This is a genomic window from Streptomyces gilvosporeus, from assembly GCF_002082195.1.
In the GTDB taxonomy this organism is placed as follows: domain Bacteria; phylum Actinomycetota; class Actinomycetes; order Streptomycetales; family Streptomycetaceae; genus Streptomyces; species Streptomyces gilvosporeus.
Genome location: NZ_CP020569.1, coordinates 5,715,618 through 5,733,493 on the forward strand (window position 1 = coordinate 5,715,618; position 17,876 = coordinate 5,733,493).

The following is a 17,876-nucleotide window of genomic DNA, read 5'->3' on the forward strand; positions in this document are numbered from 1 at the left end:
ATCAAAGCGTCCAGCAGCCCCCAGGCAGACAGCGCCCCCGCCGCGGCACCGGCGGTGGAACTCCGCGGGATCACCAAGCGGTTCCCAGGAGTCGTCGCCAACCACGACATCGACATCACCATCCACCGCGGCACCGTGCACGCGCTGGTCGGCGAGAACGGCGCGGGCAAGTCCACGCTGATGAAGATCCTCTACGGCATGCAGAAGCCGGACGAGGGCACCATCGGCATCGACGGCGACCAGGTCAGCTTCCACAGCCCGGCCGACGCCATCGCCCGCGGCATCGGCATGGTGCACCAGCACTTCATGCTCGCCGACAACCTCACCGTCCTGGAGAACGTCGTTCTCGGCGGTGAGAGACTGCATGGCATCGGAGCCAAGGCGCGCGCCGAGATCCTCAAGATCTCCGACCGCTACGGCCTCGGCGTCCGCCCCGACGTCCTCGTCGAGGACCTCGGCGTCGCCGACCGCCAGCGCGTGGAGATCCTCAAGGTCCTCTACCGCGGCGCCCGTACGCTCATCCTCGACGAGCCGACCGCGGTGCTGGTCCCGCAGGAGGTCGACGCGCTCTTCGACAACCTGCGCGAGCTCAAGGCCGAGGGCCTGACCGTCATCTTCATCTCGCACAAGCTGGGCGAGGTGCTCTCGGTCGCCGACGACATCACCGTCATCCGGCGCGGCACCACCGTGGCCTCGGTCGTCCCCGGCGAGACCACGCCCAAGCAGCTCGCCGAGCTGATGGTCGGCAGCGAACTGCCCTCGCCGCAGACCCGCGAGTCCACCGTCACGGACGTGGAGATGCTGAAGGTCGAGGGGCTGCGGCTGACCACCGCCGACGCGGAGGGCGTGGAGCGCACCGTCCTGGACGATGTGTCGCTGACCATCCACAAGGGCGAGGTCCTGGGCATCGCCGGTGTGGAGGGCAACGGCCAGGCCGAACTGGTCGAGGCGATCATGGGCATGCGCGACCCCGACGGCGGCACCATCACGCTGGACGGTACCGATATCAGCCATCTGCCCACCCGCACCCGGCGCGAGGACGGCATCGGCTACATCCCCGAGGACCGCCACCGGCACGGCCTGCTGCTGGAGGCCCCCCTGTGGGAGAACCGCATCCTGGGCCATGTCACGCAGAAGCCCAACGCGAAGGGCCGGCTGCTCGACCTGAAGGCCGCCCGCGCGGACACCGAGCGGATCGTCGCCGAGTACGACGTCCGTACCCCCGGAATCGAGGTCACCGCGGCCTCGCTCTCCGGCGGCAACCAGCAGAAGCTGATCTTCGGCCGGGAGATGAGCCACCACCCCAAGCTGCTGATCGCCGCGCACCCCACCCGGGGTGTGGACGTCGGAGCCCAGGCGCAGATCTGGGACCAGATACGCACCGCCCGGCACGAAGGTCTCGCCGTACTGCTGATCTCCGCCGACCTGGACGAGCTGATCGGCCTGTCCGACGGCCTGCGGGTGATGTACCGCGGCCGGCTCGTCGCGGACGCGGACCCCGCCACCATCACCCCGGAGGAGCTGGGCTCGGCCATGACCGGCGCCGCCAGCGGCCATCTCACCCATTCCGGCAACGACTCCGCCGCGGAGCAGGAGCCGCGCTCGTCCCAGGAGGGGGAGTCCGAGTGAAGAAGCTCGACAAGAACAAGCTGATCCTGGGCCTCGCCGCGCCCGTCCTGGCGATCGTCGCGGCACTGGCCATCACCTCGGTGATCATCCTGGCCACCGGCAAGGACCCGATCCACGCCTACCTGGTGATGCTCGACTTCGGCTCCAAGAGCGACAGCCAGGTCTGGATCATCAACAAGGCGGTCCCGTACTACCTGTCCGCGCTGGCCGTCGCCATCGGCTTCCGGATGAACCTCTTCAACATCGGCGTCGACGGCCAGTACCGCATCGCGGCGTTCTTCGCCGCGGTGGTCGGCGGTGCGCTGACGCTGCCCGGCTTCCTCCAGATCCCGCTGATCATCATCGTCGCGATGCTGGTCGGCTCGGTCTGGGCGGGTATCGCGGGCCTGCTGAAGACCACCCGCGGCGTCAGCGAGGTGATCACCACGATCATGCTGAACGCCATCGCGGCCGCGGTCATCGGCTACTTCCTCCAGGACGGCCGGCTCGCGGTCAAGGACGGCAACCTCTTCCACACGCCGAACCTCCCGGCCTCCAGCCACTTCTTCACCATCCCCACCCAGCCCGCCCCCCTCGACGGCTTCCTCGTCGTCGCCGTCGTCATCGGCTTCGCGTACTGGTTCGTGCTCAACCGCACCCGCTTCGGCTTCGACCTGCGGACGGTCGGCCAGTCCGAGTCCGCGGCCGAGGCGGGCGGCGTCAGCGTCAAGCGGATGATCGTCACTTCCATGCTGCTGTCCGGCGCCGCGGCGGGCCTGATCGGCATGCCGACGCTGCTCGGCGAGTCGTACAACTACGGCACCGACTTCCCCATCGGCATCGGCTTCACCGGCATCGCCATCGCGCTGCTGGGCCGCAACCACCCGGTCGGCATGGCCGCCGCCGCGCTGCTGTGGGGCTTCCTCGAACGGACCGGCACCCAGCTGGAATTCGAGAACTACCAGCAGGAGATCGTCGGCGTGATGCAGGGCGTCATTGTGCTGTGCGTCGTCGTCGCCTACGAACTCGTGCGGCGCTACGGCCTCAGACTCCAGCAGCGGCAGGTCGGCGCGGAGCTCGCCGCCCAGGCCCGTAAGACCGAGAAGGCGGAGGTGTCCGCATGAGTACGAACCTCACGGCTGCGGTCGAGCAGAGCCCCGGCAGCAAGCCCGAATCCAAGCCCAAGTCCCCCCGGGCCAAGCTCAGCTACCCCAAGGTCCTGCTGATCGTCTCGGGCGGCCTGATCCTGCTGTCCCTGCTGCGGGTGATCACCGGCGCCACCAACCTGACCGAATCCGGCCAGTACACCGCCGCGCTCAACGCCGCCGTGCCGATCGGCCTGGCCGGTCTCGGCGGTCTGTGGGCCGAGCGCTCCGGCGTCATCAACATCGGCCTCGAAGGCATGATGATGCTCGGGGCCTTCTCCGCCGGCGCGGTCGGCTGGGAGCACGGACCCTGGGCCGCGGCGGCGGCCGGCATCGTCGGCGGCGCGCTAGGCGGACTGCTGCACGCCGTCGTCACCGTCACCTTCGGCGTCGACCACATCATCTCCGGCGTCGCCATCAACATCATGGCGCTCGGCGTGACCCAGTTCCTCGCCAAGCTGTGGTTCGGCGCGGACGGCAGCGCGGCGGCGGCCGCCGGCGGCAACGACAAGCAGTCGCCACCGATGCCCGACATGCCGACGTTCACCGTCCCCGGCCTGTCCGGCTGGCTCCACTCCATCGAGCAGCACCACTGGTTCCTGGTCTCCGACGTGGCCGGCATCCTCGGCTCCCTGGTCACCAACGTCTCCTGGCTGACCCTGCTCACCGTCGTCCTCTTCGTGCTCAGCGCCTTCGTCCTGTGGCGTTCCGCCTTCGGTCTGCGGCTGCGCTCCTGCGGCGAGGGCCCGATCGCGGCCGAGTCGCTGGGCGTCAACGTCTACCGCTACAAGTACGCGGCGGTGACCGTCTCCGGTGCGCTGGCCGGTCTCGGCGGCGCGTTCCTGGCGATCTACGTGCACATCTACCAGGACGGCCAGACCGGCGGCCGCGGCTACATCGGCCTCGCCACCATGATCTTCGGCAACTGGCGGCCGGGCGGCGTCGCCATGGGCGCCGGCCTGTTCGGCTTCATGGACGCGCTCCAGCTGCGCGGCGGCGGCCCCACCGTCCACGCGCTGCTGCTCCTGCTGGCCGTGCTGCTGGTCGGCCTGGCGGTATGGAAGCTGCGCGGCGGGCAGCGCATCCAGGCCGCGACCAGCCTGGCCGCCGCCGCACTGCTCGCCGTCTGGTACGCCACCAGCGACACGGTCCCGCTGGAGATCGTCGGCGTCGCCCCGTACATCGCTACGCTGCTGGTGCTCTCGCTGGCCGCGCAGCGGCTGCGGCCGCCGAAGGCCATCGGCAAGATCTACCGGAGAGGCCAGGGCAAGTGATCACAGCTCCCGACTGGGAGTCACTGCGGACGCAGGCCCGGGACGCGATGTCCCGGGCCTACGCCCCGTATTCCGGCTATCCCGTCGGCGCCGCCGCCCTGGTGGACGACGGCCGCACGGTCACCGGCTGCAATGTCGAGAACGCCTCGTACGGCCTCGCTCTGTGCGCCGAATGCGGCCTGGTGTCGGCGCTGTTCGCCGGGGGCGGCGGCCGCCTGACCGCCTTCACCTGCGTCGACGGCGAGGGCGAACTCCTCGTCCCGTGCGGCCGCTGCCGCCAGCTGCTGTACGAGCACGGCGGCCCGGACCTCCTGGTCGATACGGCCGCCGGCATCCGGCCGTTGTCGGACCTGCTGCCCGACGCGTTCGGGCCCGGCCACCTGGCCCCCTGACGCACGAGGGTGGCCGGATCCCGTCCGGTCTGGCCACCCTCGTGTCTATGCGTGTAGAACGTAGGCGTAGAGAACGGGAGCCACCCGTGCGAAAGGAACGGTCCATGGACGTCATCTCCGTCATCCGCACCAAGCGCGACCGCGGCGAGCTGACCGGCGATCAGATCGACTGGGTCATCGACGCCTACACCCGCGGCGAGGTCGCCCACGAACAGATGTCGTCGCTGGCCATGGCCATCTTCCTCAACGGGATGAACCGCACGGAGATCGCCCGCTGGACCGCCGCCATGATCGCCTCCGGCGAGCGCATGGACTTCTCCGCCCTCACCCGCCCCACCACCGACAAGCACTCCACCGGCGGCGTCGGCGACAAGATCACCCTCCCGCTCGCCCCCCTCGTCGCCGCCTGCGGCGCCGCCGTCCCCCAACTCTCCGGCCGCGGCCTGGGCCACACCGGCGGCACCCTCGACAAGCTCGAATCCATCCCCGGCTGGCGCGCCCACCTCTCCAACACCGAGATGCTGGACGTCCTGAGCGCCGCCGGCTCCGTCATCTGCGCCGCCGGCGACGGCCTCGCCCCCGCCGACAAGAAGCTCTACGCCCTCCGCGACGTCACCGGCACCGTCGAGTCCATCCCCCTCATCGCCTCCTCGATCATGTCCAAGAAGATCGCCGAGGGCACCGGCGCGCTCGTCCTGGACGTCAAGGTCGGCTCCGGCGCCTTCATGAAGCACCTCGACGACGCCCGCGAACTCGCCGCCACCATGGTCGAGTTGGGCACCGACCACGGCGTACGGACCACGGCCCTGCTCACCGACATGGCCACCCCGCTCGGCCGGACCGTCGGCAACGCCCTCGAAGTCCGCGAATCCGTCGAGGTCCTGGCCGGCGGCGGTCCCGCCGACGTGGTGGAACTGACCCTCGCCCTCGCCCGCGAGATGCTCGACGCGGCGGGCCTGAAGGACGCCAACCCCGCCAAGGCCCTCGCCGACGGCACCGCCATGGACCACTGGCGCCGCATGATCACCGCCCAGGGCGGCGACCCCGACGCCCCCCTCCCGTCGGCCCGCGAGCAGCACGTCATCACCGCCCCGTCCTCCGGCGTCCTCACCACCCTCGACGCCTACGCCATCGGCCTCACCGCCTGGCGCCTCGGCGCCGGCCGCGCCCGCAAGGAGGACCCGGTCCAGGCGGGCGCGGGCGTAGAACTCCACGCTAAGCCGGGGGATGCGGTCGTGGCGGGCCAGCCCCTCCTCACCCTCCACACCGACACCCCGGAGAAGCTCCCGTACGCGACGGAGGCCCTGGAGGGGGCTTACACGGTCGCCCCCTCGGGTACGGCCTTCAGCGCCTCGCCGGTGGTGCTGGAACGTATCGGCTGAGCTGGGGTTTCTCGTCCGGGTGAACGGGATCGGTGGACCGGTTCGGGTCCTGTTCGGCATGCTGGGATCGGTGACGTACCGATAGAGGAGACCGCCATGAGCGCACTCACCGTCGACCACACCGCGGGCAACAGCCCCGAGTGGGACGACCTCGTCCGTATCTGGGAGCAGGCGGACGCGCCCGAGGGCTGGAAGGTGGAGATCATCGAGGGGATCGTCACCATGTCGCCGCCGCCCGACAGCATCCACAACTTCATCGCTGTGAAGGTTCAGCGCCGCCTGTACTCCGTGCTCCCGGAGGACTGGGATATCTACCAGACCCTCGGGACGGCAGTCCCCGTACGCAAGGGCTGCTACATCCCGGACCTTGCAGTGGTCCCAGACGATGTCGTCCTCGACAAAACCGGCGAATACGTCCCGGCGGCTGCGGCCAAGCTGGTCGTCGAGGTCACATCGAAGTCCAATGCAAGCAACGACCGGATCGCCAAGGCCGCAGGATACGCCCGAGCCGGCGTCCCGCTCTATCTGCTCGTCGACCGCTGGGCCCCCGCCGGGCCGACCATCACCCTCTACGGCGAGCCGACCGGCGACGTCTACCGCGTCCTTCAGACCGTGAAGTTCGGCGACGAACTGGTGCTTCCCGCGCCCTTCGAACTCGCCCTGGACACCGGCCTCTTCCCCGTCGACTGACGTCGAACGATCGCCGAGGGCCCGCCCCGTCAGGACGGCTGACCGGGCGGGCCCTTCTCGTTGGCGCGGATGCCCGGCCCGTCCTCCTGGCCGCCCGCCGATGTCCGTTCTCGCGCTCCGAGTTGTACTCCGTCTGGCCGTGCGTCTAAGATTTTGGCCGACCGGTCAGAAAACGGCCCGGGTGGCCAGTCTGGGCCCGGTCCAAGGGGAGAAAGGTGGAGCGGAACGTGGCGGAGCAGCCCGAGCGCTCGTTCATCGAGAAGGCACGGCGCGCGCAGATCGTTGATGCGGCTGTCGAGACCATTGCGGCACGGGGGTTCGCAAAGGCTTCGCTGGCTCAGATCGCCGAGCGGGCCGGGATCAGCAAGGGCGTGATCTCGTACCACTTCGCCGGAAAGGACGAGCTGATCGAGCTGGTCGTCGAGCAGGTCTACGAGCGCATCGGCGCGTTCGTGGGCCCCCGGATGGAGGAGCAGAAGGAACGGGAGGGCGGGGGCGGCTGGCTGCGCGTCTACATCCAGTCCGTCGCCGAGTACATGGCGGGGCATCGCACCCAGCTCACCGCGCTCGCCGAGATCTTCGGCAACTTCCGCAAGGGGGACGGGGCTCCGCGCTACGACGTCGTCACCAGCGAATCGCTGTATGTCGCGCTGGAGGAGGGGTTTCGCGAGGGCCAGGAGCGCGGCGACTTCCGCCCGTTCGACGTCCGGACGATGGCCGTCAGCCTCCAGTCCGGGATCGACGCGATGTTCGCGTACTGGAGCGCCTATCCCGAGCACGACCTGGCCGCGCACGCCCGCGAACTCGCCGACCTCTTCGAGCACGCCACCCGCGCCGAGGGTCGTCCCGCCGCGGACCACCGGCCGGGAGAGCACTGATCACTTAGCCACGGCCGAGCACAGCCGACGAGCCACGGCTGAGCACAGCCGACGAAACGAACGGGGGAATGAACGAGCCATGACGATGGATGGATTGAGGCAGGCGGCCTCGGAGAACGAGGCGGCCCCACCGGCCGCCGCGCCCCCTCAGCGGGCGCGGCTGCTGTACATCGACAATCTGCGCATCGCACTGACGGCCCTGGTGGTGCTGCACCACACCGCCGTCACCTACGGCAACATCCCGGCCTGGTACTACACCGAGCCCGCCAAGGACGGCTCCGGGCTGCTCCTGGACGTCTTCGTCATGTTCAACCAGGCGTTCTTCATGGGGTTCTTCTTCATGATTGCCGGGTACTTCACCCCGCCCTCGTACGACCGCAAGGGCGGGCGCCTCTTCTACCGCGACCGGCTCAAGCGCCTCGGCATCCCGCTGCTCGTCTTCATCCTGCTGATCCGGCCCATGGTGAACTTCGTCGGGTTCGAGCAGTTCCGCGACCGCCTGCCCTACTGGCTCTACTACTTCGTGAGCTGGGACGCGGGGCCGATGTGGTTCGTCGAGGTGCTGTTGGTACTCGCGGGGGTGTATGTGCTGATACGGCGCCGGGATGACCGCCGGGCGGGTGGCAAGGCGGACGGCAGTGCGTTCGCCGCCGAGGCCGACCACCAGGCGGCGTACGGACCGCGGCGCGCACCGGACCACAAGCCCCTTCGGCCGGGCGCCATCATCGCCTTCACCGTCGCGCTCGCCCTCGCCACGTACCTGTGGCGCATGCTCGTACCGACCGGCACGTACTTCCCCGTCGTCGGCCTGCCGACCCCCAACTTCCTTCCGCAGTACGCGAGTTTCTTCGTCATCGGCGTCCTCGCCTTCCGGCGCGGCTGGCCGCAGACGCTCTCCCGTACCGCCGGCCGGGTCGGCTTCACCGTCACCGCCGTGGCGACGCTCGCGTACCTGCCGGTGCTCCTCACCTCGCCGGACGCGGTCGACGGGCACGGCACCTGGCAGTCGCTGGCCAACGCGGCCTGGGAGTCGACGTTCGCCGTCGGCATGGTCATCGGCCTGACCGTCTTCTTCCGCGAGCGCCTCAATCGTCAGGGCCGCGCCGCCGGATTCCTCTCCCGGCACGCCTTCGCCGTCTACCTCATCCACCCGCCGGTGCTCGTCGCGCTCGGCTTCGCCTTCCGCTGGCTGCACGCCCCGGCTGCCGCCAAGTTCGCGCTGGTCGCGGCCCTGGCACTGCCGCTGTGCTGGGCGGTGGGGTACGTCGTACGTTCCCTGCCCCGGGCGGACCGGGTGCTGTAGCGGGACGGCATACGGCACGAACGCCCCCCAACGACGAAGGGACCGCCCCACCAGGACAGGTGGCGGGACGGCCCCTTCGGCTTAGGGGAGGGGGGTGCGGCTACGCCGCCTTCCCCAGGCGCAGCAGGCGCTGCTCGACGACCGCCTTGCGGGTGGCGTACAGGGTGATCGACGCGGCGGCGGCCAGGGCCACCAGGCCGAGGGCGACGGTGCCGGGCCAGCCGGAGGCGCGGAAGGCCGCCGCGCCGAGGGCGCCGCCCAGGCTGCTGCCGATGTAGTAGGCGCACTGGTAGAGGGCCGACGCCTGGGCGCGGGCCGTGGTGGCGGTGCGGCTGACCGCGGAGGAGGCGACCGCGTGGCCGGCGAAGAAGCCGGCGGTGATCAGGATCAGGCCCGTCAGGACCGCGGCGACCGTGTCGGTCAGCGACAGCAGCAGTCCGGTCGTGGTGGCGCCGACGGCCAGATAGAGCGCGCCGCGGCGGCCCATCCGGGCGACCAGCTTGCCGGCCGCGGCCGAGGAGACCGTACCGACCAGATAGACGACGAAGATCGAGCCGACGATGCCCTGCGGGAGGTTGAACGGCTCGGCAACCAGGCGGTAGCCGATGACGGTGTAGACCGCGCCGAAGACCGTCATGAACAGGGCGCCGATGGCGTACAGACGGCGCAGCAGCGGGTTGCCGAGGTGGCCGGCCAGGGTGCGGGCGAGGGCCCGCGGGCCGACCGAACGGGGTACGAAATGGCGCGCCTTGGGGACCAGCAGCCGGAAGGCCACCGCGCACACCACGGCCATCAGACCGACCGCGCCGAGCGCCGCCCGCCAGCCCCAGCCCTGGGCGACCCAGCCGGTCACGATCCGGCCGGACATCCCGCCGATGCTGTTGCCCGCCACGAACAGTCCGATGGCCGCCACCAGGGCCCTGGCCCGTACCTCCTCGGCCAGGAACGCCATCGCCGAGGCCGGCAGACCCGCCAGCGCGACGCCCTGGACAGTACGCAGCGCGATCAGGACGCCGAGGGACGGGGCGAACGGCACCAGCAGCGCGATCAGGGACGCGACGGCCAGCGAGGCGGTCATCAGGGTGCGGCGGCCGAGACGCTCGGAGACCGCGCTGAGCGGGATCACGCCGAGCGCCAGGCCGAGGGTGGCCGCCGAAACCGTCCAACTCGCCTGGTCCGGTGAGACGTCGAGGTCGCTGGAGATCGCGGGCAGCAGGGCCTGGGTGGAGTACAGGAGCGCGAAGGTGGCGACTCCGGCGGCGAAGAGGGCGAAGCTCATCCGGCGGTAGCCGGGGCCGCCCGGGTGCAGCTTGCCGGACTCGGGGTCCTGGGCGGCTGCGGGAGAAGACGTGTCGGTGGACGACTGGGGAGAGGCGGCCGCACGGATGGTGACGGACGCCCCGGTATCAGCGGGAGGCATACGTCGAAGGTAGAGGTGGGAGCCTCATGCGTCCAATGCATAGAAACGGCATAATCGATGCTGTGAAGCATGATCGCAGTTCACGAACCCCTCTGTCGCAACCTCGCAACAGAAAAGACGGCCCGGAAGTGGCGGAGGCCACTGATCTTGGGGCGGATTCCTGGGCCTGGGCGCTCGCCCCGCGGCTGGCGCAGTTCACCGCGGTGGCCCGGCACGAGCATGTCACCCGCGCCGCACAGGAACTCGGTATGCCCCAGCCGACCCTCAGCCGCGCCCTCGTCCGCCTGGAGGAGGACCTGGGCGTCGCCCTCTTCGCCCGGCACGGCCGCACCCTCTCGCTCACCCCGGCCGGGCACGCCTTCCGCGCGAGCGCCGAACGGATGCTGACGGACCTCGACCGGGCCGCCGAGTCCCTGCGCGCCGATGCCGACCCCAGCGCCGGCAAGGTCGCCTTCGGCTTTCTGCACACCCTCGGCTCCGAGACCGTCCCCGGCCTCATCCGCACCTTCCGCGCCGATCACCCCCGGGTCCGCTTCCAGCTCGTGCAGAACTACGGCGAGGCGATGATCGAACGGATGCGGGCCGGGGACCTCGATCTGTGCCTGACCTCGCCAGTGCCGGACTACCCGGATCTCGTCGCCCGGCGCCTCGACGAGCAGAAGCTGCGGCTCGTCGTCCCCGACGACCATCCGCTCGCCCGCCGTAAGCGGATCCGGCTGGCGGAGGCGGCCGGCGAGCTGTTCGTGACCCTGGAGCCGGGGTTCGGGCTGCGCCGGATCACCGACGCGCTGTGCGCCGAGGCCGGGTTCACGCCGCGGGTCGCCTTCGAGGGGGAGGAGGCCGAAACGCTGCGGGGCCTGGTCGCGGCCGGGCTGGGCGTGGCCCTGCTGCCGCCGCCCGCGGTGCCGCGCCCCGGCGTCGCGGAGCTGACGGTGACCGCGCCGCGGGCGGTCCGCGAGATCGGCGTGGCCTGGGTGGACGGGCACCAGGACACACCGCCGGTGGCCGCGTTCAAGAAGTTCCTGCTGAGCCGGCGGGGGGTGCTGTTGCCCCGGTGACGTGCGTCGATGACGTGCCTCGGCGACGGCGGCCCGCCGGGGCGGCACCCCCCGCCGGTTCAATGCCGCAGCGACGCCCCGAACCCCGACGCCAGCGGCATCCGCAGACCCAGCGGCGGGGGCGCGGCCAGGGCGTCCCGTACCGGGCGGGCGTAGTCGCGGGTGAACAGGGACCCGAGCAGGAAGTCAGCGGCCAGGGCGTGGACTTCGGGGCGGTGCTGGTGGAGGGAGTGGCCGTCGGAGTGGACCTCGAAGCGGCAGACGTCGCGGTTGATCTTCTTGGCCCGTTCGGCGTAGCGGTAGGAGAGGTCGGGGTCGGTGCGTTCGTCGTTGGTGCCGTGGACGAGCAGGACCTGGCGGCCGATGAGCTGTTTCACCGGATCGGGGGCCGCTTCGGGCGCGGGATCGGGGAACCAGGGGGCGAGGGCGAGCACGGAGTGGACGGCCGGATGGCCCGCGGCGTGCAGGGCGGCGCGGCCGCCCATGCCCGTGCCGACCAGACAGACCGGCACATCACCGTAGCGGCGGACGATCTCGTCCAGCGCCCAGGCGGCGTCCCGTCCCGGGTGGGCGGATGCGCCGTTCCAGCCCCGGCAGCGGTAGCGCAGCACATGGGCGGCCAGGCCCTCGGGACGGCCCGCCCGCGCCAGGCGTACGGCGAGCGGGCGCGCCGCCAGGGCCGACAGCGGCGACGGCCGCCGCACCCCGGTCGCGCCCCCCGACGGCAGTAACAGGGCGACCCCGTTCACCGTCCGGTCCGCGCCCGCCGTACCGCGCGGTCTTCCCAGCCGGGCCTCGCGCACCGGCAGCGCTTGCTGAGCCATGACCAGAACGATGGCAGAAGGCAGCGCGATGGCCACCCTGCGGACGGGTCACTGTTACGTATCGTTCGGTGATATCTACGCGCGTAGGGGCTACAGTGCCGAGATGACGAGCGAGACCACCACCCTCCCCAGCAGTGAACAGATCCGACGCGCCCCCAAGGTGCTGTTGCACGATCACCTCGACGGCGGGCTGCGTCCCGGCACCGTCGTCGACCTGGCCCGCGAGACCGGCTACGACGGCCTGCCCGAGAACGATCCCGACAAGCTGGGGATCTGGTTCCGCGAGGCGGCCGACTCCGGTTCGCTGGAGCGCTATCTGGAGACCTTCGCGCACACCTGCGCCGTCATGCAGACCCGCGACGCACTGGTGCGGGTCGCCGCCGAGTGCGCCGAGGACCTGGCCGCGGACGGTGTGGTCTACGCCGAGATCCGCTACGCGCCCGAGCAGCACCTGGAGAAGGGGCTGAGCCTCGAAGAGGTCGTCGAGGCGGTCAACGAGGGCTTCCGCGAGGGCGAGCGACGGGCCCGCGCGAACGGTCAGCGCATCCGCGTCGGAGCCCTGCTGACCGCCATGCGGCACGCCGCCCGCGCCCTGGAGATCGCCGAACTCGCCAACCGCTACCGCGATACCGGCGTCGTTGGCTTCGACATCGCGGGCGCCGAGGCCGGCTACCCGCCCACCCGGCACCTCGACGCGTTCGAGTACCTCAAGCGCGAGAACAACCACTTCACCATCCACGCCGGAGAGGCTTTCGGCCTGCCGTCCATCTGGCAGGCGCTCCAGTGGTGCGGCGCCGACCGGCTCGGCCACGGCGTGCGCATCATCGACGACATCGAGGTCGACGACGACGGCGCGGTCACGCTGGGCCGACTCGCCTCGTACGTGCGCGACAAGCGCATCCCGCTGGAGATGTGCCCCACCTCCAACCTCCAGACCGGCGCCGCCTCCTCCTACGCCGAGCACCCCATCGGGCTGCTGCGCCGGCTCCAGTTCCGCCTCACCGTCAACACCGACAACCGGCTGATGAGCGGCACGAGCATGTCCCGGGAATTCGAGCACCTGGTCAAGACGTTCCGATACACGCTCGATGACATGCAGTGGTTTACAGTCAATGCGATGAAATCAGCATTCATTCCTTTCGATGAACGTCTGGCGATGATCAATGACGTCATCAAGCCCGGCTACGCGGAACTCCGGGCCGAATGGCTCTTCCGTCAGGCTGACACAAAGCCCGGCGTGAACAGGGGTTCTGACGCTGTGTAACGAGCGTTCCGCGCGATGGTGCGCGACGTAGCAAAAACGGCCGGTGCCTGTCCACCGGCCGTTTTTGCCGGTCCTTGGGTGTTTGCGGCGGCGGTAATTGCCTCACTAGGTTGATTGGCCGGTCGAGCCCCGATCACCATCCCCATCACAAGGACGTATTTCGATGAAGCAGGGAACCATCAAGACTCTCGGTGCCGCCGCTCTGGGTGCCGCTTTCGTCGTCACCGCGGCGGGCGCGGCCTCCGCGGCGACCGTGGCCCCGTCGGTGCCCGTGGGCGGCGACGGCCTGGTCAAGTCGGCCACCGACAAGCTGCCGGTTCACACGGCCGCCGAGAAGCTCCAGGGAGCCACCCGCACCGTCGCGGGGACCGCCCACGCCCTCAAGCCGGCCGGCGTCACGACGAACTCCACCACCAGGGGCAACTCGCTGGGCCCGGTCCCGCTCGACGGCGCGCTTCACACCCTCCCGCTGAACAGCAACGGCTGACCCAGCCGCCGCCCTCCGGGCCCGGACGTGCCCCGGCAGCCGCGCCGCAGTGCGCAGCCGCCGGGGCACGGCTCTGCCCGAGCCCCCGCCGCGCCCCGCCCGCGGCTCGTCCGTCGCACGGCCGCGGCGGGGCCCGGCTGCCGGCCGGTCTACCAGGCGGCGGCGCCGGTGGCGCGGTCCTCCGAAGGGAGGAGTATCCACAGCGCCAGATAGACGAGGCACTGCGGGCCCGGCAGCAGACACGACACCAGGAAGATCACCCGCATCGTCGCCGGGGTCGTACCGAAGCGACGGGCCAGGCCCGCGCACACTCCGGCGATCATTCGGTTGTTGCGGGGGCGGACCAGTGCGGCGGCCATGAGGAACTGCTCCTTTGCGACTCGGCGGGGCGGTTGCCCCGATGTCTCAAAGGTAGGTTCGGCTGCCGGAGAACACGTCAGCCTGTGGGGCCAGACCGACCCTGGGAATTCTCGGGGTCGCACCCCTGAGACGCTCCCTCCGCCGGCGGAGCCGGTAGCGGTACCCGGGGACGACGGCCAGGTGGGCCACCGCCACCCCCGCCGTGCCCAGCAGCACCGAATCCACATCGGGGACCTGCCCCGGCACCGCGGTCTGGAGCAGTTCGATGGCCAGCGCGATCATGGCGCCCGCGAAGACCGTACGGGTCAGGGACACCAGCGGCGACACATACAGCCGCCCGGCCGCCATGGGCAGCAGCACCCCCAGCGGCGCCAGCAGCAGCACCTGGCCGCTCAGGTTCTGCACCGCGTGCCAGGGCCCCTGGGCCAGCTCGGCGCTGATCGACGCCAGCGGCCGGAGATTGGGCGCGGGCACCCACGGCACCGTACGGGGACGCAGCGTCAGCCAGCCGACGATCAGCAGATGCGCCACCAGCAGCAGAAGTCCGGTGGCGCGCATACGGAGGGCGGCGGTGTCGCCGGAACCATGACGCTGCACACAGGCCAGGACGCCGGTAGCGGGGGCCGCGGTTCCGCCCTGTTGCGCCCGTCTTGGCCGGATGCCGCGCCACGGGAACGGCCGCCCCGCCACCCCAGCCTGTCCGCTGGGCGGAAGCGCCCTAGCCCTCCGCCGCCAGCGGATCGCCCCACCCGGCGTTCTGCGCGATGTCCGGGTTGGCGAGCACATCGGCCGAGCAGTCGTAGCGGTGCGGCGCGTCCTTGCCGGGGCCGCCCAGGACCGCCGCATGCGTGCGGCCCAGCCCCGGGGCCGCGCCGTAGGTGCACACCAGCTGGGCCAGCGCGAAGGACGGCAGGTCCTCCGGCCGGATGCTCAGCCGCAGCGCCTCGGCCGGGTCGCCGGAGCGCGGACCGCTCACCCGCAGGTCCTCGGGGACCGCGCTGCTGAACCCGGCCCCGTCCTCCGCGGGCGAGGGCTGCCGCCGCAGCTCCGCCAGCAGCGCCCGCGCGACGGCCAGCCGGGCGGCGGCCGCCGAGGTGCCCTCGGGCCGCGGCACCGACCGCTCCACCTGCGCCAGCGTGGAGCTGCACACCAGATAGACGGAGACCTGGACGCCACCGGGCGCGGCCGTCTCCGTATCCCGCGCCGGGACCTTGCAGCTCACCCGCGAGGGCGCACCGCCCGCATCCACCGGCACCGACGTCCCCCGGATACCGCAGCCCGCCGCGGCCAGCGCCCCCGCGGCCACCAGGGCGAGCCGGGGCAACCACCCGGACCGCGTCATCGCTCCCCCTCCGTGCCCTGCTCCGCCGCGTCGTCGTCCGTGCGGCCCTCGCGCCGCTCGGCCCGTCCGTCGTCCGCCAGCCGCGAGGCGTCCCTCGGCAGTCGCAGCGTGAAGACCGCGCCGCCCTCGGGCAGGTTGGCCGCGGTGATCTGCCCGCCGTGGATGTGCGCGTTCTCCATCGCGATCGACAGGCCCAGCCCGCTGCCCTCCGACCGCGGCCGCGACGCGCTCGCTTTGTAGAAGCGGTCGAAGACGTGCGGGAGGACCTCCTCGGGGATGCCGGGCCCGTTGTCCTGCACACGGATGACCAGCTCACCCGCCCTGGCCCCCGCCTCCTCCGAAGCCCCCTGCGCCTCCGCAGCCCCCTCCGCCACGGCAGCCTCCTCCGCGGACGGCTCCTCCGTGCGTACGGACACCCGTACCGGGGACCCGCCGTGCTTGAGGGCGTTGCCGATCAGATTCGCCAGGATGACGTCGAGGCGCCGCGGGTCCAGCCGGGCCACGATGCCCCGGTCCGCGTCCAGATCGACCGCGTCCAGCCAGGCCCGCGCGTCGATACAGGCCGTCACCTGGTCGGCGACGTCCACATCGTCCAGCACCAGCCGGGCCGTCCCCGCATCGAAGCGGGTGACCTCCATCAGGTTCTCCACCAGGTCGTTCAGCCGCCGCGTCTCGCTGACGACCAGCTGGACGGCGGGCGCGATCATCGGGTCGAGGGAGTCGGCCTCCTCCTCCAGCACCTCCGAGACCGCGGTGATCGCCGTCAGCGGCGTGCGCAGTTCGTGCGACATATCGGCGACGAAGCGCCGCGAGGCCGCCTCCCGGCCGCTCAGCTCCTCGACCCGCTGCTCCAGTCGCTCCGCCGTACGGTTGAACGTCCGCGACAGATCCGCCAGTTCGTCGGTGCCGGTCACCCGCAGCCGGGTGTCCAGCCGTCCCTCGCCCAGCTGCCGCGCCGCATACCCCAGCCGCTGTACGGGCCGCAGCACCGTCGTCGCCGCGGCCTGCGCCAGCAGCGCCGAGCCGACCAGCGCCAGCGCGGTGGCGATCCCCAGCGACCAGGCCAGCGAATTGAGGTCCTGCCGCTCGGTGGCCAGCGACTTGATCATGTAGCCGGTGGGCCCGCCGCCGATCACCTTCGCCCCGGCGACCAGATAGGGGACGTCCCCCACCTCCTGGCGCTGCCAGTACAGATGGTGCGCATAGGGGTTGGACTCGTCGACCGGACGCACCTCGTTGACGGCCTTGCGCAGCGCCGTCGGCACCCGGGCCAGCGTCAGCAGGTCCTTGTCCGTGGTCGCCGCGCAGGGCTTGCCCTCGCGGTCCGTAGCGATCAGCAGCACCGCGTAGTTCTGCGGACCGCCCGCCATCTGCCGTGCCGCGTCCTGGAGTTCGGTGCACCGCGGCCGCGGCGGCAGCGAGCGCGTACTGTCCTCCAACGACTTGCGAAAGTCCTTGAGCACCGCGTTCTGCGTACGGTCGAGCACCGTGTTGCGGTTGAGCCAGTACGCGATCCCGGACGCGGAGACCGCCGCGGTCAGCGCCACCAGCGCGAAGACCACGACCAGCCGCAGCCGCAGGCTCGTCCAGCGCAGCAGCCCCGAGGCGCGCCGCAGCAGCCGGGTGGGCCGGCTGCCGGGTCCGGCAGCCGCGGTGTCCTCGATCGCCTCCTCGCCGCCGCCGTCCTCGGTCCGTCCCCTCACTGCGGGGAGTCCAGCCGGTAGCCGACACCACGGACCGTACGGATCAGGGTCGGCGAGGACGGCACGTCCTCCACCTTCGCGCGCAGCCGCTGGACGCACGCGTCCACCAGGCGCGAGTCGCCCAGATAGTCGTGCTCCCACACCAGCCGCAGCAGCTGCTGCCGCGACAGCGCCTGCCCGGGCCGGCGGCTCAGCTCCAGCAGCAACCGCAGCTCGGTCGGCGTCAGTTGCAGATCCTCGCCGTTCTTGGTGACCGTCATCGCCGACCGGTCGATCACCAGCGAACCGAACGTCGCCGAATCGCTCGACTCCCGCTCCCCGCGCCGCAGTACGGCCCGGATCCGGGCGTCCAGCACCCGCCCCTGGACCGGCTTGACGACATAGTCGTCCGCACCGGACTCCAGCCCCACCACGACGTCGATGTCGTCGTTGCGCGCGGTGAGCAGAATGATGGGCAACTGGTCCGTACGCCTGATCCGCCGGCACACCTCGAAACCGTCGATGCCCGGCAGCATCACATCCAGCACGATCAGGTCCGGCCGCTGCTCGCGCAGCAGCTTCAGGCCGTCCTCGCCCGACGCCGCGGTCACCACACGGTGACCTTGGCGCGACAACGAGAGTTCGAGGGCCGTGCGGATGGCGTCGTCGTCCTCGATCAGCAACAGGAAAGGCACGTCAGACATTCTGGCCCATGGGACGGCGGGGCATCGACCGGTGGCCCCTCTCACAGGTGGGGCGGGCGGGTG

At 71.2% G+C, this 17,876-nt stretch carries 18 protein-coding genes; 11 read left to right on the forward strand and 7 right to left on the reverse strand.

Annotated elements, in window-relative coordinates; all coding sequences use genetic code 11:
- The 8 genes from B1H19_RS25620 to B1H19_RS25655 all read left to right on the forward strand — a co-directional run bounded on the left by B1H19_RS25620 (position 1) and on the right by B1H19_RS25655 (position 8,672).
- Positions 1–1,629, forward strand: a complete 1,629-nt coding sequence (locus B1H19_RS25620) for an ABC transporter ATP-binding protein (RefSeq protein WP_237289885.1) — start codon at positions 1–3, stop codon at positions 1,627–1,629.
- A complete protein-coding gene (locus tag B1H19_RS25625; protein ID WP_083107111.1) occupies positions 1,626–2,732 on the forward strand; it encodes an ABC transporter permease in 1,107 nt (368 codons plus the stop codon). The genes B1H19_RS25620 and B1H19_RS25625 overlap by 4 nt, the downstream gene beginning before the upstream one ends.
- A complete protein-coding gene (locus B1H19_RS25630) occupies positions 2,729–4,027 on the forward strand; it encodes an ABC transporter permease (RefSeq protein ID WP_083107112.1) in 1,299 nt (432 codons plus the stop codon). The genes B1H19_RS25625 and B1H19_RS25630 overlap by 4 nt, the downstream gene beginning before the upstream one ends.
- Entirely contained in the window at positions 4,024–4,419 is a 396-nt protein-coding gene (locus tag B1H19_RS25635) for a cytidine deaminase (RefSeq protein ID WP_107426140.1), read from the forward strand. The genes B1H19_RS25630 and B1H19_RS25635 overlap by 4 nt, the downstream gene beginning before the upstream one ends.
- Before the next feature lie 104 nt (positions 4,420–4,523).
- Positions 4,524–5,801: a thymidine phosphorylase gene (locus B1H19_RS25640; protein WP_083107113.1), complete on the forward strand. Its 1,278-nt coding sequence runs from the start codon at positions 4,524–4,526 to the stop codon at positions 5,799–5,801.
- A 96-nt stretch (positions 5,802–5,897) separates the two neighbouring features.
- Positions 5,898–6,491, forward strand: coding sequence for a Uma2 family endonuclease (locus B1H19_RS25645; RefSeq protein WP_083107114.1), 594 nt, complete (start codon positions 5,898–5,900; stop codon positions 6,489–6,491).
- A gap of 227 nt (positions 6,492–6,718) precedes the next feature.
- Positions 6,719–7,369 (forward strand): TetR/AcrR family transcriptional regulator, encoded by a 651-nt coding sequence (locus B1H19_RS25650; protein WP_203237226.1) that lies wholly within the window; start codon positions 6,719–6,721, stop codon positions 7,367–7,369.
- A gap of 79 nt (positions 7,370–7,448) precedes the next feature.
- A complete protein-coding gene (locus tag B1H19_RS25655; protein ID WP_083107116.1) occupies positions 7,449–8,672 on the forward strand; it encodes an acyltransferase family protein in 1,224 nt (407 codons plus the stop codon).
- 100 nt (positions 8,673–8,772) lie between these two features.
- Here the strand turns inward: B1H19_RS25655 and B1H19_RS25660 are convergent, their stop codons facing one another.
- On the reverse strand, positions 8,773–10,092 hold the full coding sequence (locus B1H19_RS25660) for an MFS transporter (protein ID WP_083107117.1): 1,320 nt from the start codon (positions 10,090–10,092) through the stop codon (positions 8,773–8,775).
- Between the two features lie 35 nt (positions 10,093–10,127).
- Between B1H19_RS25660 and B1H19_RS25665 the strand changes: the two genes are divergently transcribed.
- Entirely contained in the window at positions 10,128–11,150 is a 1,023-nt protein-coding gene (locus tag B1H19_RS25665; RefSeq protein WP_418361523.1) for a LysR family transcriptional regulator, read from the forward strand.
- Between the two features lie 59 nt (positions 11,151–11,209).
- Here B1H19_RS25665 and B1H19_RS25670 read toward each other — a convergent pair whose 3' ends face one another.
- Entirely contained in the window at positions 11,210–11,974 is a 765-nt protein-coding gene (locus B1H19_RS25670) for an alpha/beta hydrolase (protein ID WP_083109874.1), read from the reverse strand.
- 103 nt (positions 11,975–12,077) lie between these two features.
- Between B1H19_RS25670 and B1H19_RS25675 the strand changes: the two genes are divergently transcribed.
- Together B1H19_RS25675 and B1H19_RS25680 are read left to right on the forward strand one after the other, a co-directional pair.
- Positions 12,078–13,238, forward strand: coding sequence for an adenosine deaminase (locus B1H19_RS25675; RefSeq protein WP_083107119.1), 1,161 nt, complete (start codon positions 12,078–12,080; stop codon positions 13,236–13,238).
- A gap of 163 nt (positions 13,239–13,401) precedes the next feature.
- Complete coding sequence (locus tag B1H19_RS25680) at positions 13,402–13,725, forward strand: hypothetical protein (RefSeq protein WP_083107120.1); 324 nt, start codon at positions 13,402–13,404, stop codon at positions 13,723–13,725.
- Positions 13,726–13,874: 149 nt separating this feature from the next.
- Here the strand turns inward: B1H19_RS25680 and B1H19_RS25685 are convergent, their stop codons facing one another.
- The 5 genes from B1H19_RS25685 to afsQ1 form a co-directional block, all read right to left on the reverse strand.
- On the reverse strand, positions 13,875–14,084 hold the full coding sequence (locus B1H19_RS25685; protein ID WP_083107121.1) for a PspC domain-containing protein: 210 nt from the start codon (positions 14,082–14,084) through the stop codon (positions 13,875–13,877).
- Between the two features lie 46 nt (positions 14,085–14,130).
- A complete protein-coding gene (locus B1H19_RS25690) occupies positions 14,131–14,682 on the reverse strand; it encodes a VanZ family protein (RefSeq protein ID WP_083107122.1) in 552 nt (183 codons plus the stop codon).
- Positions 14,683–14,803: 121 nt separating this feature from the next.
- Positions 14,804–15,427: a hypothetical protein gene (locus tag B1H19_RS25695; protein ID WP_203237227.1), complete on the reverse strand. Its 624-nt coding sequence runs from the start codon at positions 15,425–15,427 to the stop codon at positions 14,804–14,806.
- Positions 15,424–17,130 carry an ATP-binding protein gene (locus tag B1H19_RS25700; protein WP_418361473.1) on the reverse strand — a complete coding sequence of 569 codons (1,707 nt, stop codon included), beginning with the start codon at positions 17,128–17,130 and terminating at the stop codon, positions 15,424–15,426. Before B1H19_RS25700 ends, B1H19_RS25695 begins: the two co-directional genes overlap by 4 nt.
- The gene (gene afsQ1, locus B1H19_RS25705) at positions 17,127–17,804 is read right to left on the reverse strand and encodes a two-component system response regulator AfsQ1 (protein WP_030066851.1); all 678 of its coding nucleotides are present in this window, start codon (positions 17,802–17,804) and stop codon (positions 17,127–17,129) included. The genes B1H19_RS25700 and afsQ1 overlap by 4 nt, the downstream gene beginning before the upstream one ends.
- Positions 17,805–17,876: the final 72 nt, after the last annotated feature.